11 protein-coding genes and 2 pseudogenes are annotated in these 17,288 nt (G+C 65.4%); 9 read left to right on the forward strand and 4 right to left on the reverse strand.

What is annotated here, in order from left to right; translation table 11 throughout:
- Nucleotides 1-243: 243 nt before the first annotated feature.
- Complete coding sequence (locus tag BGP02_RS08990) at nucleotides 244-2,310, forward strand: carbon starvation CstA family protein (protein ID WP_017233792.1); 2,067 nt, start codon at nucleotides 244-246, stop codon at nucleotides 2,308-2,310.
- A gap of 16 nt (nucleotides 2,311-2,326) precedes the next feature.
- Nucleotides 2,327-2,524 carry a YbdD/YjiX family protein gene (locus BGP02_RS08995; RefSeq protein ID WP_017233791.1) on the forward strand — a complete coding sequence of 66 codons (198 nt, stop codon included), beginning with the start codon at nucleotides 2,327-2,329 and terminating at the stop codon, nucleotides 2,522-2,524.
- Between the two features lie 106 nt (nucleotides 2,525-2,630).
- Here the strand turns inward: BGP02_RS08995 and hemN are convergent.
- A pseudogene (gene hemN, locus BGP02_RS09000) lies at nucleotides 2,631-3,992 on the reverse strand (oxygen-independent coproporphyrinogen III oxidase); the annotation flags it as partial.
- A gap of 614 nt (nucleotides 3,993-4,606) precedes the next feature.
- Between hemN and BGP02_RS09005 the strand changes: the two are divergent.
- Nucleotides 4,607-5,575, forward strand: a complete 969-nt coding sequence (locus tag BGP02_RS09005) for a LysR family transcriptional regulator (RefSeq protein WP_017233789.1) — start codon at nucleotides 4,607-4,609, stop codon at nucleotides 5,573-5,575.
- Nucleotides 5,576-5,673: 98 nt separating this feature from the next.
- Here the strand turns inward: BGP02_RS09005 and BGP02_RS09010 are convergent, their stop codons facing one another.
- The 3 genes from BGP02_RS09010 to dprA all read right to left on the reverse strand — a co-directional run bounded on the left by BGP02_RS09010 (nucleotide 5,674) and on the right by dprA (nucleotide 10,408).
- Nucleotides 5,674-8,361: a DNA topoisomerase III gene (locus tag BGP02_RS09010; protein ID WP_286798382.1), complete on the reverse strand. Its 2,688-nt coding sequence runs from the start codon at nucleotides 8,359-8,361 to the stop codon at nucleotides 5,674-5,676.
- Nucleotides 8,362-8,586: 225 nt separating this feature from the next.
- Nucleotides 8,587-8,976 (reverse strand): thioredoxin family protein, encoded by a 390-nt coding sequence (locus BGP02_RS09015; RefSeq protein ID WP_150562014.1) that lies wholly within the window; start codon nucleotides 8,974-8,976, stop codon nucleotides 8,587-8,589.
- Between the two features lie 91 nt (nucleotides 8,977-9,067).
- On the reverse strand, nucleotides 9,068-10,408 hold the full coding sequence (gene dprA, locus BGP02_RS09020) for a DNA-processing protein DprA (protein ID WP_286798383.1): 1,341 nt from the start codon (nucleotides 10,406-10,408) through the stop codon (nucleotides 9,068-9,070).
- 237 nt (nucleotides 10,409-10,645) lie between these two features.
- Between dprA and def the strand changes: the two genes are divergently transcribed.
- The 6 genes and pseudogenes from def to BGP02_RS09050 form a co-directional block, all read left to right on the forward strand.
- Entirely contained in the window at nucleotides 10,646-11,149 is a 504-nt protein-coding gene (gene def, locus BGP02_RS09025) for a peptide deformylase (RefSeq protein WP_026131609.1), read from the forward strand.
- 146 nt (nucleotides 11,150-11,295) lie between these two features.
- Complete coding sequence (locus BGP02_RS09030; RefSeq protein WP_286798384.1) at nucleotides 11,296-13,044, forward strand: ArnT family glycosyltransferase; 1,749 nt, start codon at nucleotides 11,296-11,298, stop codon at nucleotides 13,042-13,044.
- A gap of 29 nt (nucleotides 13,045-13,073) precedes the next feature.
- Nucleotides 13,074-14,057, forward strand: a complete 984-nt coding sequence (fmt, locus tag BGP02_RS09035; protein WP_150562017.1) for a methionyl-tRNA formyltransferase — start codon at nucleotides 13,074-13,076, stop codon at nucleotides 14,055-14,057.
- Between the two features lie 211 nt (nucleotides 14,058-14,268).
- Entirely contained in the window at nucleotides 14,269-15,129 is an 861-nt protein-coding gene (gene htpX, locus BGP02_RS09040) for a zinc metalloprotease HtpX (RefSeq protein WP_017231986.1), read from the forward strand.
- Nucleotides 15,130-15,301: 172 nt separating this feature from the next.
- Nucleotides 15,302-16,615 (forward strand): 16S rRNA (cytosine(967)-C(5))-methyltransferase RsmB, encoded by a 1,314-nt coding sequence (gene rsmB / locus BGP02_RS09045; RefSeq protein ID WP_017231985.1) that lies wholly within the window; start codon nucleotides 15,302-15,304, stop codon nucleotides 16,613-16,615.
- A pseudogene (locus BGP02_RS09050) lies at nucleotides 16,612-17,205 on the forward strand (DUF4390 domain-containing protein); the annotation flags it as partial. The gene rsmB and the pseudogene BGP02_RS09050, both read left to right, overlap by 4 nt.
- Nucleotides 17,206-17,288: the final 83 nt, after the last annotated feature.

Genomic DNA, 17,288 nt, shown 5'->3' on the forward strand with positions numbered 1-17,288 from the left:
TGGCCGGGGCTGCCGAGTGTCATTCGTCAGCGTCTCGCCGGTGTTACGCCAGTTCGGATGTTCACACGCCGATGCGCTGCGTAGCACCACCGGTCCTTGCTGTGCGCAGGCCCCCGAAAGAGGGGCGCGTGCTGCGAGCCACGTTCCACGGTGCCGTCATGGTGCCGGGTCAAGAGGCGGGGCAGTGCCGCAACGGCGCGGTCCCGGGTTGCTGCCTGAAGGAGGCAGTTCCGAGGAGAGACAATGAATCGCATCTGGCAACAACTGCCCTGGGCAGCGGTGGCCGTCGTCGGCGCTTGCGCGCTTGGCACGGTGGCTCTATCGCGCGGCGAAACCGTCAGCGCACTCTGGATCGTGATCGCGGCTGTCTGCGTGTATCTGATCGCTTATCGTTTCTACAGCAAGTTCATCGCGACGCGCGTCGCGCAACTCGACGGCTCGCGCATGACGCCGGCCTGGCGCCATAACGACGGCCTGGACTACGTGCCGACCAATCGCTATGTGCTGTTCGGGCACCACTTCGCGGCCATTGCCGGCGCAGGACCGCTCGTCGGCCCGGTGCTCGCCGCGCAAATGGGCTATTTGCCGGGCATGTTGTGGATTCTCGCCGGAGTGGTGTTCGCGGGCGCAGTGCAGGACTTCATGGTGCTGTTCATTTCCACGCGCCGCGACGGCCGCTCGCTGGGCGATCTCGTGAAGTCCGAACTCGGCATGATTCCCGGGGTGATCGCGCTGTTCGGCGCGTTCCTCATCATGATCATCATTCTGGCCGTGCTGGCGCTGATCGTGGTCAAGGCGCTGGCCGGTTCGCCGTGGGGCACGTTCACCGTCGGACTGACGATCCCGATCGCGCTGTTCATGGGCGTCTATACACGCTACATCCGTCCGGGCCGCATCGGGGAAGTGTCGATCATCGGCTTCGTGATGCTGATGGCCGCGATCTTTTTCGGCCAGAACGTGCACGACAGCGCCACCTTTGCGCCGCTGTTCACGTTCGACGGCAAGCAACTCACGTGGATGCTGATCGGTTACGGTTTTGTCGCATCGGTGTTGCCTGTGTGGTTGTTGCTTGCGCCGCGCGATTATCTGTCGACGTTCCTGAAGATCGGCACGATCATGGCGCTGGCCATCGGCATTCTGGTGGTCGCACCCGAGCTGAAGATGCCCGCGCTCACGCAGTTCGTCGACGGCAGCGGCCCGGTCTGGTCGGGCAAGTTGTTCCCGTTCCTCTTCATTACGATCGCGTGCGGGGCCGTGTCCGGCTTCCATGCATTGATCTCGTCGGGCACCACCCCCAAGCTGCTCGATAACGAACTCAACGCGCGCTTCATCGGTTACGGCGGCATGCTGATGGAGTCGTTCGTGGCCATCATGGCGCTGGTCGCGGCCTCGGTGATCGATCCGGGCGTGTATTTCGCGATGAACAGCCCGGCCGCCGTGATCGGTACGACGCCCGAAGCCGTGGCGCACGTCGTCTCGGGCTGGGGCTTTGCCATCACGCCGGACGTGCTCACCGCCACCGCACACGCCGTGGGCGAGAACACGATCATCTCGCGTGCCGGTGGCGCGCCGACGCTCGCCGTCGGCATGGCCCAGATCCTGCACAAGGTGGTCGGCGGCGAAGCGATGATGGCGTTCTGGTATCACTTCGCGATTCTGTTCGAAGCGTTGTTCATCCTGACGGCGGTCGATGCAGGCACGCGTGCCGGCCGCTTCATGCTGCAGGATCTGCTGGGGACATTCGTGCCGTCGCTCAAGCGCACGGATTCGTGGCCCGCGAACCTGACCGCCACCGGTCTGTGCGTGGCTGCGTGGGGCTACTTCCTGTACCAGGGCGTGGTCGATCCGCTGGGCGGCATCAATACGCTGTGGCCGCTGTTCGGTATCTCCAACCAGATGCTGGCCGCGATCGCGCTGATCCTCGCGACGTGCGTGCTCTACAAGCTCAAGCGCGAGCGCTTTGCCTGGGTGACGGTCCTGCCCACGCTGTGGCTGCTGGCCTGCACGCTCACGGCCGGGTGGCAGAAGATGTTCGATGCGAATCCGAAGGTCGGCTTCCTGGCGCACGCGGCCAATTATCAGGCGGCGCTCGCCGACGGCAAGTTGCTCGCGCCGGCCAAGTCGGTCGCGCAGATGCAGCAGATCGTGTTCAACGATTACGTCGATGCAACGCTCTCCGGCGTGTTTATGTTCGTGGTCGTATCCGTGGCGATCTTCGGCGTACGCACCATCCTCGTGGCACGCCAGGCCAACAAGCCGACGGCTCGCGAAACGCCGTTCGAGCCGATGCCGACCGGTCGTCAGGTCTGAGGCCGGGGGCGACGCCATGCTCGATGAAGTCGGTAAGGTGGGCCGGTATCTGGGGCAGGCCATGCGTCTGATGGTCGGCCTGCCCGACTACGACACCTATGTCGCGCATATGCAGGCCACGCACCCGGATCAGCCGGTCATGAGCTACGAGGCGTTCTTCCGGGAACGGCAGGAAGCGCGCTACGGCGGCAAAGGCGGCGGACGATGCTGCTGAGGCGTCGTTGGCCTCAATCGCCTCGTCAGCCTCGTCAACCCAGAAAGTGAGAACGCCCGGTGAGCACTTCACCGGGCGTTTTTTCATGGGCCGACCCGCGCTGCGCTCACATCACTTTTGCGCATCGCGAGTGAGCGTTACCGCGACGATAGCGATCGAAGACCTGGGCGACGACGCGAACCAGCAAGCGTCCGGCCGGCAAGATGCGCAGTCCGTGGGCCTCGATGGCCACGAGACCATCGGCCGCCAGCTCGGCCAACTCGCCCAGCTCACTCGCAAAATAGCTGGCGAAGCGGATGTCGTAAGCCTGTTCGAGGGGCGCGAATTCCAGCGACATGTGGCACATCAGGCGCGAAATGACGTCGCGCCGGATATGGTCGTCGTCATCGAGTCGCACGCCACGCGCGATGGCGAGTCCGCCGGCATCGATGGCTTCGTAATACGCCTTCAGGGTCTTGGCGTTCTGTGCGTAGCTATCCCCCACCCGGCCGATGGCCGACATGCCCACCCCGACGAGGTCGCAATCGGCCCGTGTGCTGTAACCCTGGAAGTTGCGATGCAGACTGCCAGCGGCCTGCGCACGGGCGAGTTCATCGTCGGGCCGCGCGAAGTGATCCATGCCGATATAGACATAGCCCGCTGCGCTCAGGCGGGCAATGATCGTCTGCAACAGCGCCAGCTTTTGCGGGCCGTCCGGCAGGGCGTCGGGCAGGCAGCGCTGCATTTTGAACTGTTGCGGCAGATGCGCGTAGCTGAAGACCGACAGGCGCTCCGGCGCCATCTCGATCACGGCGTCGAGCGTATTCGAGAACGACTCGGGCGTTTGATACGGCAGGCCGTAGATCAGATCGAAGTTGACCGACCGGAAACCACAGCTTCGCGCGGCGTCGAGCGTGGCTTCGACCAGCGCGCGCGGCTGCACGCGATGAATCGCCGCCTGGACACGGGGATCGAAATCCTGCACCCCGATGGACAGACGATTGAACCCGAGCGCGCGCAAGGCGCGGATCGATGCCGGGCCGGCACTGCGCGGGTCGATTTCGATGGCGTACTCGGCGCTGTCGTCGAGCGTCATCACGAAATGGCGGCTGATGGCCTCGACAAGGGAGGCGATCTGTTCCAACGACAGGAACGTCGGCGTGCCCCCGCCCCAATGCATCTGCGCGAGCCCGCGGCCGGCGCCGAGCAGCGACGCCTGCCGCGCGATCTCGGTATGCAGGCGCTCGACGTAGGCCTGCGCGTGGGCGCGATTGTGCGTGACGATCTTGGTGCACGCGCAGTAGAAGCACACCGTGTCGCAGAACGGCACGTGGACATACAGCGACAGCGGTTTGCCAGTGCGCTTGGACTGCGCGGCTGCGCGCGCATAGTCGTCAGCGCCGAAGTTGTCACGGAATTGCAGTGCCGTCGGGTACGAGGTGTAGCGCGGCCCGTTCACGTCGTAACGGGCGAGCAGTTGTGCATCGAAGTGAAGCGGGGCGGACGGGGCCGCGGTGTTTCGCGGCGCCGGCGGCGTGCCGCATCGTGAATGCCCGTGACCCTCGGACGACGTCCGCGACGCACAGCCGGGACATGGCGTACCAGCGTGCGGTTCGCTGGGGGCTGCGGCGTTGGCGCAAGGCGTCGACGAAAGGCGGAGCGGAGTCATGACGCGGCCTGTAACAGTAGGTGATAGAGGACTGTAGCGGCGCTGCGAACGCCGCGCCCTGACCTGCGTCAAACACCCGGCTCACGGCGCGAAAGTGGCGCGAAAGTGGCGAGAAGCAGACGTGATGGCTGACGACGTCGAGTGAATTCCCGCATCTGTCGCGGATCCCGGTGCCCTGAGGCGCATGTCACAGGGCGGTCATGCACCAAAATCGTTGCCACGTCAGGCAAGTTTCGGCTGCCTACGGTAAGCTAGCGCCTTATTGAAGTCTCCCCGCCGTGTCGACAGCCCTGGCGGCACGCACGGCCCACCCCGGAACGATCCGGGGCGGGGGTCAGGCCGGTGCCCGCGGGTGCGCGCAGCGCCGGTGAATGGCCGGCCCGCCCATGCTTGTCCTTGCCAGTACGACGCGGCACATCACGATTGGAAACACTATGGATCGTCTGCAATCGATGCGCGTTTTCGTCAAAGTGGCCGACAACGGCAGCTTTGCCCGTACGGCTGCCCAGATGGACCTGTCGGCCGCCGTGGTCACGCGGCACGTCGCCGAACTGGAATCGCATCTCGGTGTTCGCCTGCTCAATCGCACCACGCGCAGTCTGTCGCTGACCGGTGCCGGGCAGGTGTATCTCGAACGCTGCCGGCAGATCATCGACGAAGTCGACGAGGCCGACGCCCTCATCTCCAGCGCCTCACGCGATCCGAAAGGCACCTTGAAGGTCGTTGCGCCGGTGTCGTTCGGTCTACGCAACCTCGCACCGCTCGTCAAGAAGTACCAGGAGTTGCACCCGAAGGTCGTGGTCGATCTCGCGCTGACCGACCGGGCGGTCGATCTGGTGGAAGAGGGCTACGATTGCGGCATTCTGCTCACGCGCATGATCAACAGCGAAAGCCTGATTTCACGCGTGCTCGCCGAGACGCGCGTGATGTTGTGTGCTTCGCCGGCGTATATCGCCGAGCACGGCGAACCGGTCACGCCCCAAGAGCTGGGCGAGCACGGTGTGCTCGGTCTGCCGAATGACATCTGGAGCGAAGACCGCGTGTTTTCCGGCCCGGACGGCGAGGTGCGCGTGCGTGTGCAGAACAAGTTCATCTGCAACAACACGGCGCTGCTGCGTCAATCGGTGCTGCTGGGGCACGGCATTGCGTTCCTGCCGTCATATCTCGTGGGGCACGATGTGCGCGACGGCGATCTCGTCGCGCTGATGCGCAACTACTCCCAAACGCCGGTCGATGTCTCGCTCGTCTATCCCAGCCGGAAGTATCTGTCGGCCAAGACGCGCGGTTTCATCGATCTCACCGTCGAGTATTTCCGCCAGAACGAAGGCATTTCGGCGGCCGAACGCTGGGTGCCCCCCAAGATCCCGTCGCCGAGCGCGCCCACCACGGGCATTTCGGTGTGACGTAGTGCGCTTCGCGAGATGAAAAAACGGCCACTCCCGCAAGGAAGTGGCCGTTTTCATTGCCCGGCGACAACCGGGCGATGCCGTACTCGATCCGCTTAGAACGGCGGATCCTCGTCCTCGACGGCAGCGTTGTTGGACGCGCCGGACGTGGCTTCCTTCTTGACCGGCTTGGCTTTGGCCGTCGTTTTCCGGGCCGCTGTCTTCTTGGCCGGTGCCTTCGCCGCCGCGGTCTTCGTTGCCGTCTTGCGCGCCGGGGCGGCTTTGCCGTCAGCCTCGGCGTCGCCAGCCTTCGCAGCCGTCTTCTTCGGTGCCTTCGCTTCGAATTCGAAGCCGATGGTGCCGTCCTTCTGCTTGGCCAGATACGCCTTGAACGTTCGCCCCGTACGCGACGACTTGAAGCTCGTCAGCAGATCCGTCTTGCCCTCGGTCAGCAACTTGTGAATCTGCTCGCGCGTGATTTCCTGCTGGAGAATCACCTTGCCCGACGTGAAGTCGCAAGTCTTCGGGCTGGCGACGGCGTTCTCGCAGACATAACGCATGCCGTGCTCGAACACGTTTCCGCCGCACTTCGGACACTTGCCGACCGGCTCCTGTCCCGTGAAATCGGGGGCCTCACCGTCTTCGTCGCCGCTGTCCTGGCCGAAGTCGAACTCGAGCTTGTAACCCATCTCGTCGTCGGGCGAGAGCTTGAGAATGGCCGAGAACGGACGGCCCATCTTGCTGCGGAATCCCGACAGCGGTCCGATGGTCTTGTTCTTGAGCAGGTCCTCGACTTCCGGGATTTCGAACTGACGCCCGCCCGGGATCTTCGAGATCGAGAAGGCGCAGCTCGTGCACGCGAAGCGCCGATAGTTCTCTTTGACCACGCTGCCGCAATGCGGACACGGCGTGGTGAGCGTGGCGTAGTCGCCCGGGATCGTGTCCGAGTCGTATTCCTTCGCGCGCTTGACGATGGTCTGCGTCATTTGCGCGATCTCGTGCATGAACTCATCACGCTTGAGGCCGCCGCGCTCGATTTGCGAGAGCTTGGCTTCCCATTCGCCCGTGAGTTCGGGCAGCGTGAGTTCGTCGACGCCGAGCCCGCGCAGCAGTGTCATCAACTGGAAGGCCTTGGCGGTCGGATGCAACTCGCGGCCTTCGCGCACGAGATACTTTTCCGTCAGCAACCCTTCAATGATGGCCGCCCGCGTGGCCGGGGTCCCCAGACCCTTGCCCGCCATCGCCTCGCGCCACTCTCCCTCTTCAACGAGCTTGCCCGCGCCTTCCATCGCCGAGAGCAGCGTCGCTTCGCTGTACCGTGCCGGAGGCTTGGTTTGCAGGCCGACCGATTCGACCTTGTCGACGCCAACCTTCTCGTCCTTCGCGACCGGCACGAGGTTCGGCTGCTCTTCCTTGCCGTCTTTCCCGTCGCCCTGCGCTTCCTTGCCGTAAATGGCCAGCCAGCCAGCGTTGACGAGCACCTTGCCTTCGGTCTTGAAGTGATGGCCCACCACTTCCGTGATCCGGGTCGTCACCTGATACTCGGCCGCCGGGAAGAACACCGCCAGGAAGCGCTTGACGACGAGGTCGTACAGCTTTTGTTCCGGCTCGGAGAGGTTCTTCGGCGCCTGCAGCGTCGGGATGATGGCGAAGTGATCGCTGATCTTGCTGTTGTCGAAGATCCGCTTGTTCGGCTTGACCCAGTCCTTGCTCAGGATCTGGTTGGCGAACTGGTGGTAGTTGTTGCTCTCCTTGAGCACGGCCATCGTCTCCTTGACGGTGGCCAGATAGTCTTCCGGCAGCGCGCGCGCGTCGGTACGCGGGTACGTCAGCACCTTGTGCTTTTCATACAGCGCCTGCGCCAGACCCAGCGTGTTCTTGGCAGAGAAACCGAAGCGGCCGTTGGCCTCGCGCTGCAAGCTCGTCAGGTCGAACAGCAGCGGTGAGAGTTGCGTCGACGGCTTCGATTCTTCCGTGACCGTGCCCTGCTTGCCGCGCACCGCCGCCACGACCGACTCGGCCGCCGCAACGCTCCACAGACGCGAATCGCGCTGCTCCGGATCGAATTCGTTGCGCTTGAAGCTCGGATCGAACCAGCGGCCTTCGTAGAAGCCTGAGGCGGCAACGAAATCGGCGCGCACTTCCCAGTAGTCGCGCGACACGAACTTGCGAATCTTCTCTTCGCGCTCGACCACGATCGACAGCGTCGGCGTCTGCACGCGACCGACGGTCGTCAGGAAGAAACCACCGCCCTTGCTGTTGAACGCGGTCATGGCACGCGTGCCGTTGATGCCCACGAGCCAGTCGGCTTCGGCGCGGCTGCGCGCGGCGTCGGCCAGCGGCAGCATGTCGTCGTCGCTGCGCAGGCGACTGAAGCCGTCACGAATCGACTGCGGCGTCATCGATTGCAGCCACAGCCGCCTGACCGGCTGCTTCGCCTTCGCGTGTTGCGCAATCAGGCGAAAAATCAGTTCCCCTTCGCGTCCCGCGTCACAGGCGTTGATCAGGACGTCCACGTCCTTGCGCTTGATGAGCCGCGTGAGCACCTTCAGACGCGACTCGCTCTTGGCGATCGGCTTGAGGTCGAAATGCGGAGGAATCACGGGAAGGTTGGCGAAACTCCACTTGCCGCGTTTGACTTCATAGTCTTCCGGCGCGCCGATTTCGACGAGGTGGCCAACTGCCGACGAGACGACGTAGTCGTCGTTCTCGAAGTACTCGTCATGCTTGGTAAAGCCGCCCAACGCCCGCGCGATGTCATTCGCGACGGACGGTTTCTCGGCAATGATCAGAGCTTTTGACATGACGTTAGGTAATGGTGAGGGGGCGTCGGCAAGCGACATTCGTTGGCTTTATAACATATAGCCAGTCCGGCGTTGCCGTCGGATCGGGCACAAGGCATGCCTGAAAGCGGCACATCATAAGCGCGTCGCAAGCCGGCGGCAAGCGCAGGCCCGGCGGCGCGGCCCCACCGCTGCGACACGGCGTCGCGCTTTGCCTGATGCGCTTGCCGGTCGGCTCCGACGGGGCTATCCGGCAAGCAGGTGCTCGCGCAGCGCAGGGGCGGCCACCGTCGCGTCGCCCAGCACTCGCGCGTCGAGCATACGCTCGAGAATGCCGACGGCCGGCAGCACTGGGCCAAAAAAACGGGCCTGTCCCGCCGGCTGCTGCGCATCCTGAACGAGCAGGGTCGGAAAGTTCTCGATGTCGTGATCGTCGAGCCAGTCGGCGTGCGTCTCGATATCCACCCAGACGAAGCACAGCGCCGGATGGCGGGCCGCCAATTGCTCGAACGCCTGCGCATACTCGCGGCAGGTGCCGCACCACGCCGCGCACATGCAGGCCACGAGACGCGTGTTGCCATCGGCCAGCGCGGCAGCCAGCGCGGAGCGGTCGGCCACAGGATCGAAAACGGGCATGGTGTCGGTGATGTCGGTATCTCGGAATTGGGAGGGGGCGCAGCGGCGACCGGCGCATTTCAGGCATCGGCCTCGGCGACCCGGGCATTCGTCAGCGTACGCCCCGGTCGGTCTGCCGGGCAAATCGTCCGCCGGCCAGTCGGGCGATCCGGCCGTCGAGTTCAAGCACGCTCAGATGCGCAAGCACGGTGGTGATCGCCAGGCCGGTGCGCCCGCAAAGGGTGTCCGCGCTGACCGGATCATACCCCAGCGCTTCCAGGACTGCTGCCATGCCGGGGGGCGCGGCGGTGGGCGTCGCCACGGTGGCGCGGGCCGTCGGTGGGCCACTGGCGCGCACGGTCTCCGCCATGCTGAATGGATCGGTCGCCGCGCCGTCGGACGGCGGGCGCCTCGATACACGGGCCTGTCCGCCATGTGCGCTTTTGCGCGCATTTCCCGCGCTTCCCCTGTCCGACAGGGGGAGCGTTTCCACGCTCGGCGCGGGCGGCGCAATGCCCAAGGCTTCGAAGACGTCGTCGGGCGATGTCGCGAGCGTGGCACCGTCGCGGATCAACGTGTGGCAGCCGCGGCTTTGCGGCGCGTGGATCGAGCCGGGCACGGCGAGCACGTCTCGGCCCAGATCGCCTGCCAGACGTGCTGTGATCAGCGATCCCGAGTGCGTGGTGGCCTCGACGACCACGGTGCACCGTGCGAGCGCGGCAATCAGCCGGTTGCGCCGCGGGAAGTGATCGGCACGCGGTGGTGTGCCCACGGGGAACGCGGACAGCACGAGGCCGCGCTCAGCGATGCGCTCGGCCAAGTCGCGATGATGCGTCGGGTAGACGAGATCAGGCCCCGTGCCCACGACGGCGCAGGTGCCGCCCGCCGTCTCGAGCGCGCCTTCGTGCGCGGCAGCGTCGATGCCTGCCGCCAGCCCCGACACGACGGTCACGCCCGCGTCGCCGAGCGCGCGGGCGAAGTGTCGCGCGTTGTCGCGTCCCTGCGGCGTGGCGCGGCGGCTGCCGACAAGCGCCGCCGCAATGGCCCCGGCGCGGTTTGGCAGACCGGCATCGCCGCGGCAATACAGGATTGGGGGGGCGTCGCCAAGCGTCAGCAGCTCACGCGGGTAGGCCGGCTCGGACAACGTGACGACCGCACACCCGGGACGACTGGCCCAGTCGACGGTACCGGCGATCTGTGCCGTCAACTCGGCGGACATCGGCGCGAGCAGCCTGTCCACGAGCGTGTCCGGCAGCACGCCAGCGAGCCTGGCGCGCGACGCCCGGAAGATCGCTTCAGGCACCCCGAATGCCCTCAGCAGACGCCGTACCGCAGCCGGGGGTACCCCGGGCGTGTGGCACAGCCGCAGCCAGTCCTTGATTTCCGCGCGGTCGGCCCCGATATGAGGGCTATCGTGCGTGGCGTCGGTGTGAAGGGCGCTTTCGCGGGACATGACGTCAGAACGGGCCTCGGGACAGGGCTCGGCGCAAGAGGCTCGGGCGGGGCGCGCGTGGCCCGCCGTCAGCGTCGAGAGGGGCGCTATGCTAAAATTTTTCATCATCCGGTAAGCATTGACCGGGGGGCCAAGGCGGATATCCCCTGCGGCGCGAGCATCGCGACGCAGCTGCCATCGCAGGATTGTGCGTTCACGGCCACTCGCAGGGCAATGCGGCGAATTCCCGTTTTCATCATGGCATTACTGACAATTCTTCAATATCCCGATCCGCGTCTGCACAAGGTGGCCAAGCCGGTTGCCAAGGTCGACGATCGGATCCGCAAGCTCGTCAAGGACATGGCCGAGACCATGTACGACGCCCCCGGCATTGGCCTCGCGGCCACGCAGATCGACGTGCACGAGCAAGTCATCGTGATGGATCTCTCGGAAACGCGCGACGAATTGCGCGTGTTCATCAATCCCGAGATCGTCTGGCGCAGCGACGAACAGAAGGTTTATGAAGAGGGCTGCCTCTCGGTGCCCGGCATCTACGACGAAGTCGAGCGCGCCGACCGCGTGCGCGTGCGCGCCCTGAACGAGCAGGGTGAGGCGTTCGAACTGGACGCCGACGGCCTGCTCGCCGTGTGCATCCAGCACGAGATGGATCACCTCAAGGGCCGCGTGTTCGTCGAGTATCTCTCGCCGCTCAAGCGCAACCGCATCAAGCAAAAGATGAAAAAACAGGTCGAACGCGCCTGAACCACTCCGGCGGCGCCCAGCGTGGGCGCGGCCGGTAAAGTCCTCTATACTTGCAGCGCTCGCGGGCGCGTGTGTCCGCTTTCTGCCGCTGCGACGGGGCGTCATCGAACGTCTGCCGTCGGGCCAACTCCCGACTGTTTGCCGAGATGTCCATCGCCATCGCTTCGTCGTCCTCCCGCACCCGCACGATCTACTGGCTGAGCGCCGCGCTCCTGTTTGCCTTCCTGCTGGCGGGCCTGTTCGACCGCGACCCCTGGAAAGCCGACGAGCCGTATTCCGTAGGCATGGTGCTCAACTTCTTTCGCGGCCACGATCTGGTCGTGCCGCACGTGGCCGCCGATCCGTTCGTGGAGAAGCCCCCCGTGATGTACTGGACGGGCGCGTTCTTCGCTCGGCTGGCGTCCGGTGTGCTGCCGGTCTTCGATGCGGCCCAGCTCGCGGTGCTCGCTTGGCTGGTCGTTGCGGTGATCTGCGTCGGCCGGCTGGCGCAACGCCTCTACGGCCCTGCGGATACGCAAAATACGGACACATTCAACTGGCTCGCGCCCATGCTCATGGTCGGCAGCTTCGGGGCCATCGAGAACATTCACAAACTGACGGCGGATGTGCCGCAACTGGCAGGCGCCGCGCTCGCGCTGGCGGCGCTGGCCCGTCTGGCGAAAGCCGAGAACTCGTCGCGCTTGTGGGGACTCCTGTTTGGCACGGGCGCCGGTATTGCCTTTCTGAGCAAGGGCCTGCTGGTGCCCGGTGTGCTGGGTCTCACCGCACTGGTCGTGCTCGCCGTGCCGGCGTATCGTACGCGCCGCTATGCGGGGGCGCTCGGCTGGGCGGTGCTGGCGTCGCTGCCGTGGCTGGTGATCTGGCCTGCGTTGTTCTGGCATGCCTCGGAGCCACTTTTCATTGAGTGGTTCTGGGATAACAACTTCGGTCGGTTCTTCGGCTTTGTCCATCTCGGCGGAGAACGCACGACCTATGGCAGCGATCTCGCGAGCCTGATCGGGCTGACCTTTCCGGCGGGCTGGCTCGCGCTGGGCGCGCTGATCGCGCAACTGCGACAGGGCGGCGGGTTACGGCGTTACGTGATCGATTTTCCGGAGCAGGCCATGCTCTGGCTGTACGCCGGCTTGTTCGTGGCGACGCTCGTCGCGTCGTCGGCCATTCGCGACATCTATATGTTGCCGCTCTTTCCGGCTATCGCGGTGCTGGGTGCGAACGCACGCTTGCCAACGTGGCTCGAGAAGGCGTGGTCGGGCGTGGCGCTCGTGCTCATGAGTGCGCTGGGACTGTTCCTCTGGGTGCGTTGGGGGCTGCAACTGACCGGGAACGGGCACGTCGCCGCGGGCCCGATCGGCAAGTGGCTGCCTCTCGATTACGTGCTGCCGTTCTCGCCGGGGCTGGTGCTCGCGGCGGTTGTCGTCGCCGCGTTGTGGGTGAGTGCCATCGTGCACCGCCGTCAGCTCGGTGCCCTGGTCTTCGGTTTCGCCGGGCTGATGTTCGTCTGGGGAACGCTTTCCACGCTGTTGCTGCCCTGGATCAACGAGGCTCGCAGCTACCGCACGCCGTTCGAGGGACTGCGTGAGTCGCTTGCCCATGCGGCGCCACATGGCACGCCATTGGCGACCCGATGCGTCGGGTCGTTCAACGTCGGCGAGTCGGAGCGCGCCATGCTCGACTATTTCATCGACGTGCGTCCGGTACAGCTTCCGGATCTGGCGGATGCGTCGCGCTGCGACGTGCTGCTGGTGCTCGACAAGGCCAACGCGCGCATCCCCGCGCCGGACGGCTGGCGTGAGATCTGGCAGGGCGGCCGTGCAGGCGATACCAACGAGCGCTTCCGCGCCTTCGTGGCGCCTTCGACTGCGGTGGCCGCGTCCGCCGCCGGCACCGTCAAATAAGTTATCGCGTTAGCCCAAGGAAGTTCGTCATGACGCTTCGCATCGTCTTCGCCGGTACGCCGGAATTCGCACAAACCGCGCTTGCCGCCATCGACGCCGCTGACTTCCCTGTCGAGTTGGTGCTCACTCAGCCGGATCGTCCGGCCGGTCGCGGCATGAAGCTGCACGCCAGTCCGGTCAAACGATACGCCCAGACGCATGGCATGCCGGTGTCGCAGCCGGCGTCGCTGCGCCGTAACGGCAAGTTTCCGGAGGAAGCCGCGGCCGCCATCGAACAACTGCGCGCGCTGGCACCCGATGTCATGGTCGTGGCCGCTTACGGCCTGATCCTGCCGCAGGAAGTGCTCGATCTGCCTCGATACGGGTGCCTGAACATTCATGGCTCGCTGTTGCCGCGCTGGCGCGGTGCGGCACCGATCCATCGTGCCATCGAGGCGGGCGACGCCGAGACCGGCATCACTATCATGCAGATGGACGCCGGCCTCGACACCGGCGCGATGATTCTGCGCGAGGCCGAGCCCATCCGCCCGGACGACACCACGGCGACGCTGCACGACCGCATGGCGGCGCTTGGCGGCAAGTTGATCGTCGACGCCTTGCGTCAGCTCGCGCGCGACGGGCATCTGCCGAGTGTTGCCCAGCCCGACGCCGGGGTGACCTACGCGGAAAAGATCGCCAAGCAGGAAGCGGTGCTCGATTGGCGCAAACCCGCCGAGGGACTGGCGCGCCAGGTCCGGGCGTTCGATCCTTTCCCGGGGGCGCTCGGCACAGTGCACGACACCCCCGTCAAGCTGTGGCGCGCGTGCGCCGTGGCGGGCAAGCCGGGGGCTGCCCCCGGCACCGTTCTCGACGTGAGCGCCGACGCGATCGTCGTCGCATGCGGGGCGGGCGCGCTTCATGTGACCGAGTGCCAGAAGCCGGGCGGCAAACGTCTGCCGGTACGTGAATTCCTTGCGGGGTTCGCACTGGCGCCCGGCGATGTTTTCGCGGCAGGCCACCCGCCGGCGAAGTAATATCGACCGAATCGACCGTTCTGTTCATTGAAACCGTACGGAAAAATCGTAAAACGTCACGGAATCGGCGGGAAATTCCAGCGAACGTCTGAAAAGTATCGATGCGAACGCCGCTGCCGTTGAATTTTTGACGACCGGCACCATCTAACGCCCGAGGACACGCAAAGTGCGTGGTTTCCTCGGGTCATCAAGATTTGCAGAGGAGAACACCATGTTCAATTGGATGAAGACCACCCTGCTGATGGCGGCCATCACCGCGTTGTTCATGGTGGTGGGCGGCATGATCGGCGGCAGGCAGGGCATGATGCTCGCGCTGGCGTTCGCGCTGGCGATGAATTTCTTTTCCTACTGGTTCTCGGACAAGATGGTGCTGCGCATGTACAACGCGCAGCAAGTCGACGAGACAAGCGCACCGCAGTTTTACAACATGGTGCGCGAGTTGTCGCAGCGTGCCGGGCTGCCGATGCCGAAGGTCTACCTGATCAACGAGGACGCGCCCAACGCGTTCGCGACCGGGCGCAATCCCGAGAACGCGGCCGTGGCTGCCACGACCGGCATTTTGCGTGTGCTCTCCGATCGAGAGCTGCGCGGCGTGATGGCGCATGAGCTGGCGCACGTGAAACATCGCGACATTCTCATTTCGACGATTTCCGCCACGATGGCCGGTGCGATTTCCGCGCTCGCCAACTTCGCCATGTTCTTCGGTGGGCGCGACGAGAACGGCCGCCCCTCCAATCCGATCGCGAGCATTGCCGTGGCGATCCTCGCGCCGTTGGCCGCCTCGCTGATCCAGATGGCGATTTCGCGCGCGCGTGAATTCGAGGCGGACCGCGGCGGCGCGGAAATCTCCGGCGACCCGCAGTCGCTGGCGATGGCGCTCGACAAGATTCATCGTTATGCGCAGGGTATTCCGTTCGAGGCGGCCGAGCAGCATCCGGCCACGGCGCAGATGATGATCATGAACCCGCTGTCCGGCGGCGCGATCGCGAATTTGTTCTCGACACACCCGGCGACCGAGGAGCGCGTCGCCCGACTGATGGAGATGGCGCGCACCGGGCAGTATCCGGCCTGATCGCGCGCCGCATGCACGAAAGTGAGGCCTGAGCTCGCCGGCCATGGCCTCGCCCGCCGGCGCGGGCGTCACCGTCCGGCGCGCATCACCAGTCTGCTATTCTGTGGCCCGACAGCCGTCCGATATCTCCCATGCCCGCCGTCGCGCGGGCATGTTCGTTTGTAGAAAGCCCATGCCGCAATCGAGTCTGCCCACCGAATCCCTGGCCTATGCGCTGCAGCGCGCCGCGCAGGCCCTCGAATCCGTCCAGAAGGGCACCGCATTGCCGCAAGCGCTGGCCCAGGCCACCACGCAATGCGCACCGACCGTGCGGGCCGCCGCACAAGATCTCGCTTACCGCGCCGTGCGCCGGCTGGGCAGCAGCCGCGCGTTGCTCGCCTTGCTCGTCAAGCCCGCACTGCAAGCGCGCGTGCGCGACATCCTGCTGTGCGCATTGGCGTTGCTGCAAGACGCCGCCGAGGATGCTGCGTACACCGAATTTACGGTCGTCGACCAGGCCGTGGAGGCGATTGCCGTGCAGCGTCGCACCGTCGCCGCGAAGGGGTTGGCCAACGCTGTGCTGCGTCGCTTCCTGCGCGAGCGCGAGCGCCTGATGGCCGAGATCGCGAAGCAGCCCGAAGCCCGCTGGAACTACCCCGCGTGGTGGATCGACACCGTGCGCGCAGGCTATCCCGATCAATGGGAGACGTTGCTCGCCGCCGGCGACAGCCGCGGGCCGATGACGCTGCGCGTGAACACACGTCGCGTCAGTGTGGCCGCCATGCAGGCAAGTCTGGCGGCGGCGGGCATGGACGCCGAGATCATCGGTCCGGTCGCGTTGCGGCTCGCGCAAGCCGTGCCGGTGGACCGTCTGCCCGGTTTTGCCGACGGATGGGTGTCGGTGCAGGACGCCGGGGCACAACTGGCCGCGCCGCTCGTGCTGGGCGAGTCACCGCGTGCCGGCATGAGGGTGCTGGACGCGTGCGCCGCCCCCGGCGGCAAGACCGGCCATTTGCTGGAAATGGCCGACGTGCAAGTCACGGCGCTCGAGTCGGATCGCCTGCGCGTGCCGCGCATCTACGAAAACCTCGAGCGCCTGGGACTCAGTGCGGACGTGCGGATCGGCGACGCCGGCACACCGTCGAAGTGGTCTGGCGGCGGCTGGGACGGCATGCCGTTCGATCGCATTCTGGCGGACGTGCCGTGTTCGGCGTCCGGCATCGTGCGGCGTCATCCGGATATTCGCTGGCTGCGTCGCCGGGCCGACATTGCGGCCCTGGTCGAAGAGCAGCGGCGCATTTTGCTGGCGCTCTGGGACACGTTGGCCGTGGGCGGCGAGTTGATCTATGCGACGTGCTCGATCTTCCCGGCGGAAAATGAGCAGCAAGCGCAATGGTTTGAACGTATTCGCACAGATGCGGTACGATTGGACGCTCCCGGGCAATTGCTGATGACCCCTGGCGGCGCCCACGACGGCTTCTATTACGCTCGCTTCCAGAAACGGTGACCTTTTCCCAACGGCTACTGGCCAGTTTGCTGCCGCTGCTGCTGTGCGTTTTTGCGCTCGGCTTCGCTGCGCCCGCGCGCGCCGAAAATGACATCCAGGTGCGCGAAGCGCGGCTCGAGCCGTCCGAGGGCGGCTGGTTGCTCGACGCGCGCTTTGCCTTTGAGCTCAACAGCAGCCTGGAGGACGCGGTCAATCGCGGCATCTCGCTCTATTTCACAACCGACTTCGAACTCACTCGCTCTCGCTGGTACTGGTTCGACGAGAAGGTCGTGACCACGTCGCAGAGCGTGCGGTTGTGGTTCCAGCCGCTCACGCGTCAGTATCGCGTCTCCAGCAATAGTGGGAACAGCAGCAACAGCGGATTGCAGCTTGGCTTCGGCTCGTTGCGCGAGGCGCTCGCGCTCGTGCGCAATGTGAGCGGTTGGCGCGTCATCGAGAAGGGCGTCGTCAAACCTGGCACGCAATATCAGGCCTCGGTACGCATGCGGCTCGACAATGCGCTGATGCCCAAGCCGTTCCAGATCGACGCGGTCAACAATCGCGACTGGAATCTCAGCTCCGACTGGGCGCGCTTCATGTTCTCGCCCGCGCCACCGTCGGCGGCGGCCAGCGCTCCGGCGCTCCCGGTCGTAGCGACGAGCACGCCGCTCGACCCCGTGAATCATGCGTTCCG

The sequence above is a fragment of the Pandoraea sp. 64-18 genome, from assembly GCF_001899225.1.
GTDB classification, from domain to species: domain Bacteria; phylum Pseudomonadota; class Gammaproteobacteria; order Burkholderiales; family Burkholderiaceae; genus Pandoraea; species Pandoraea cepalis.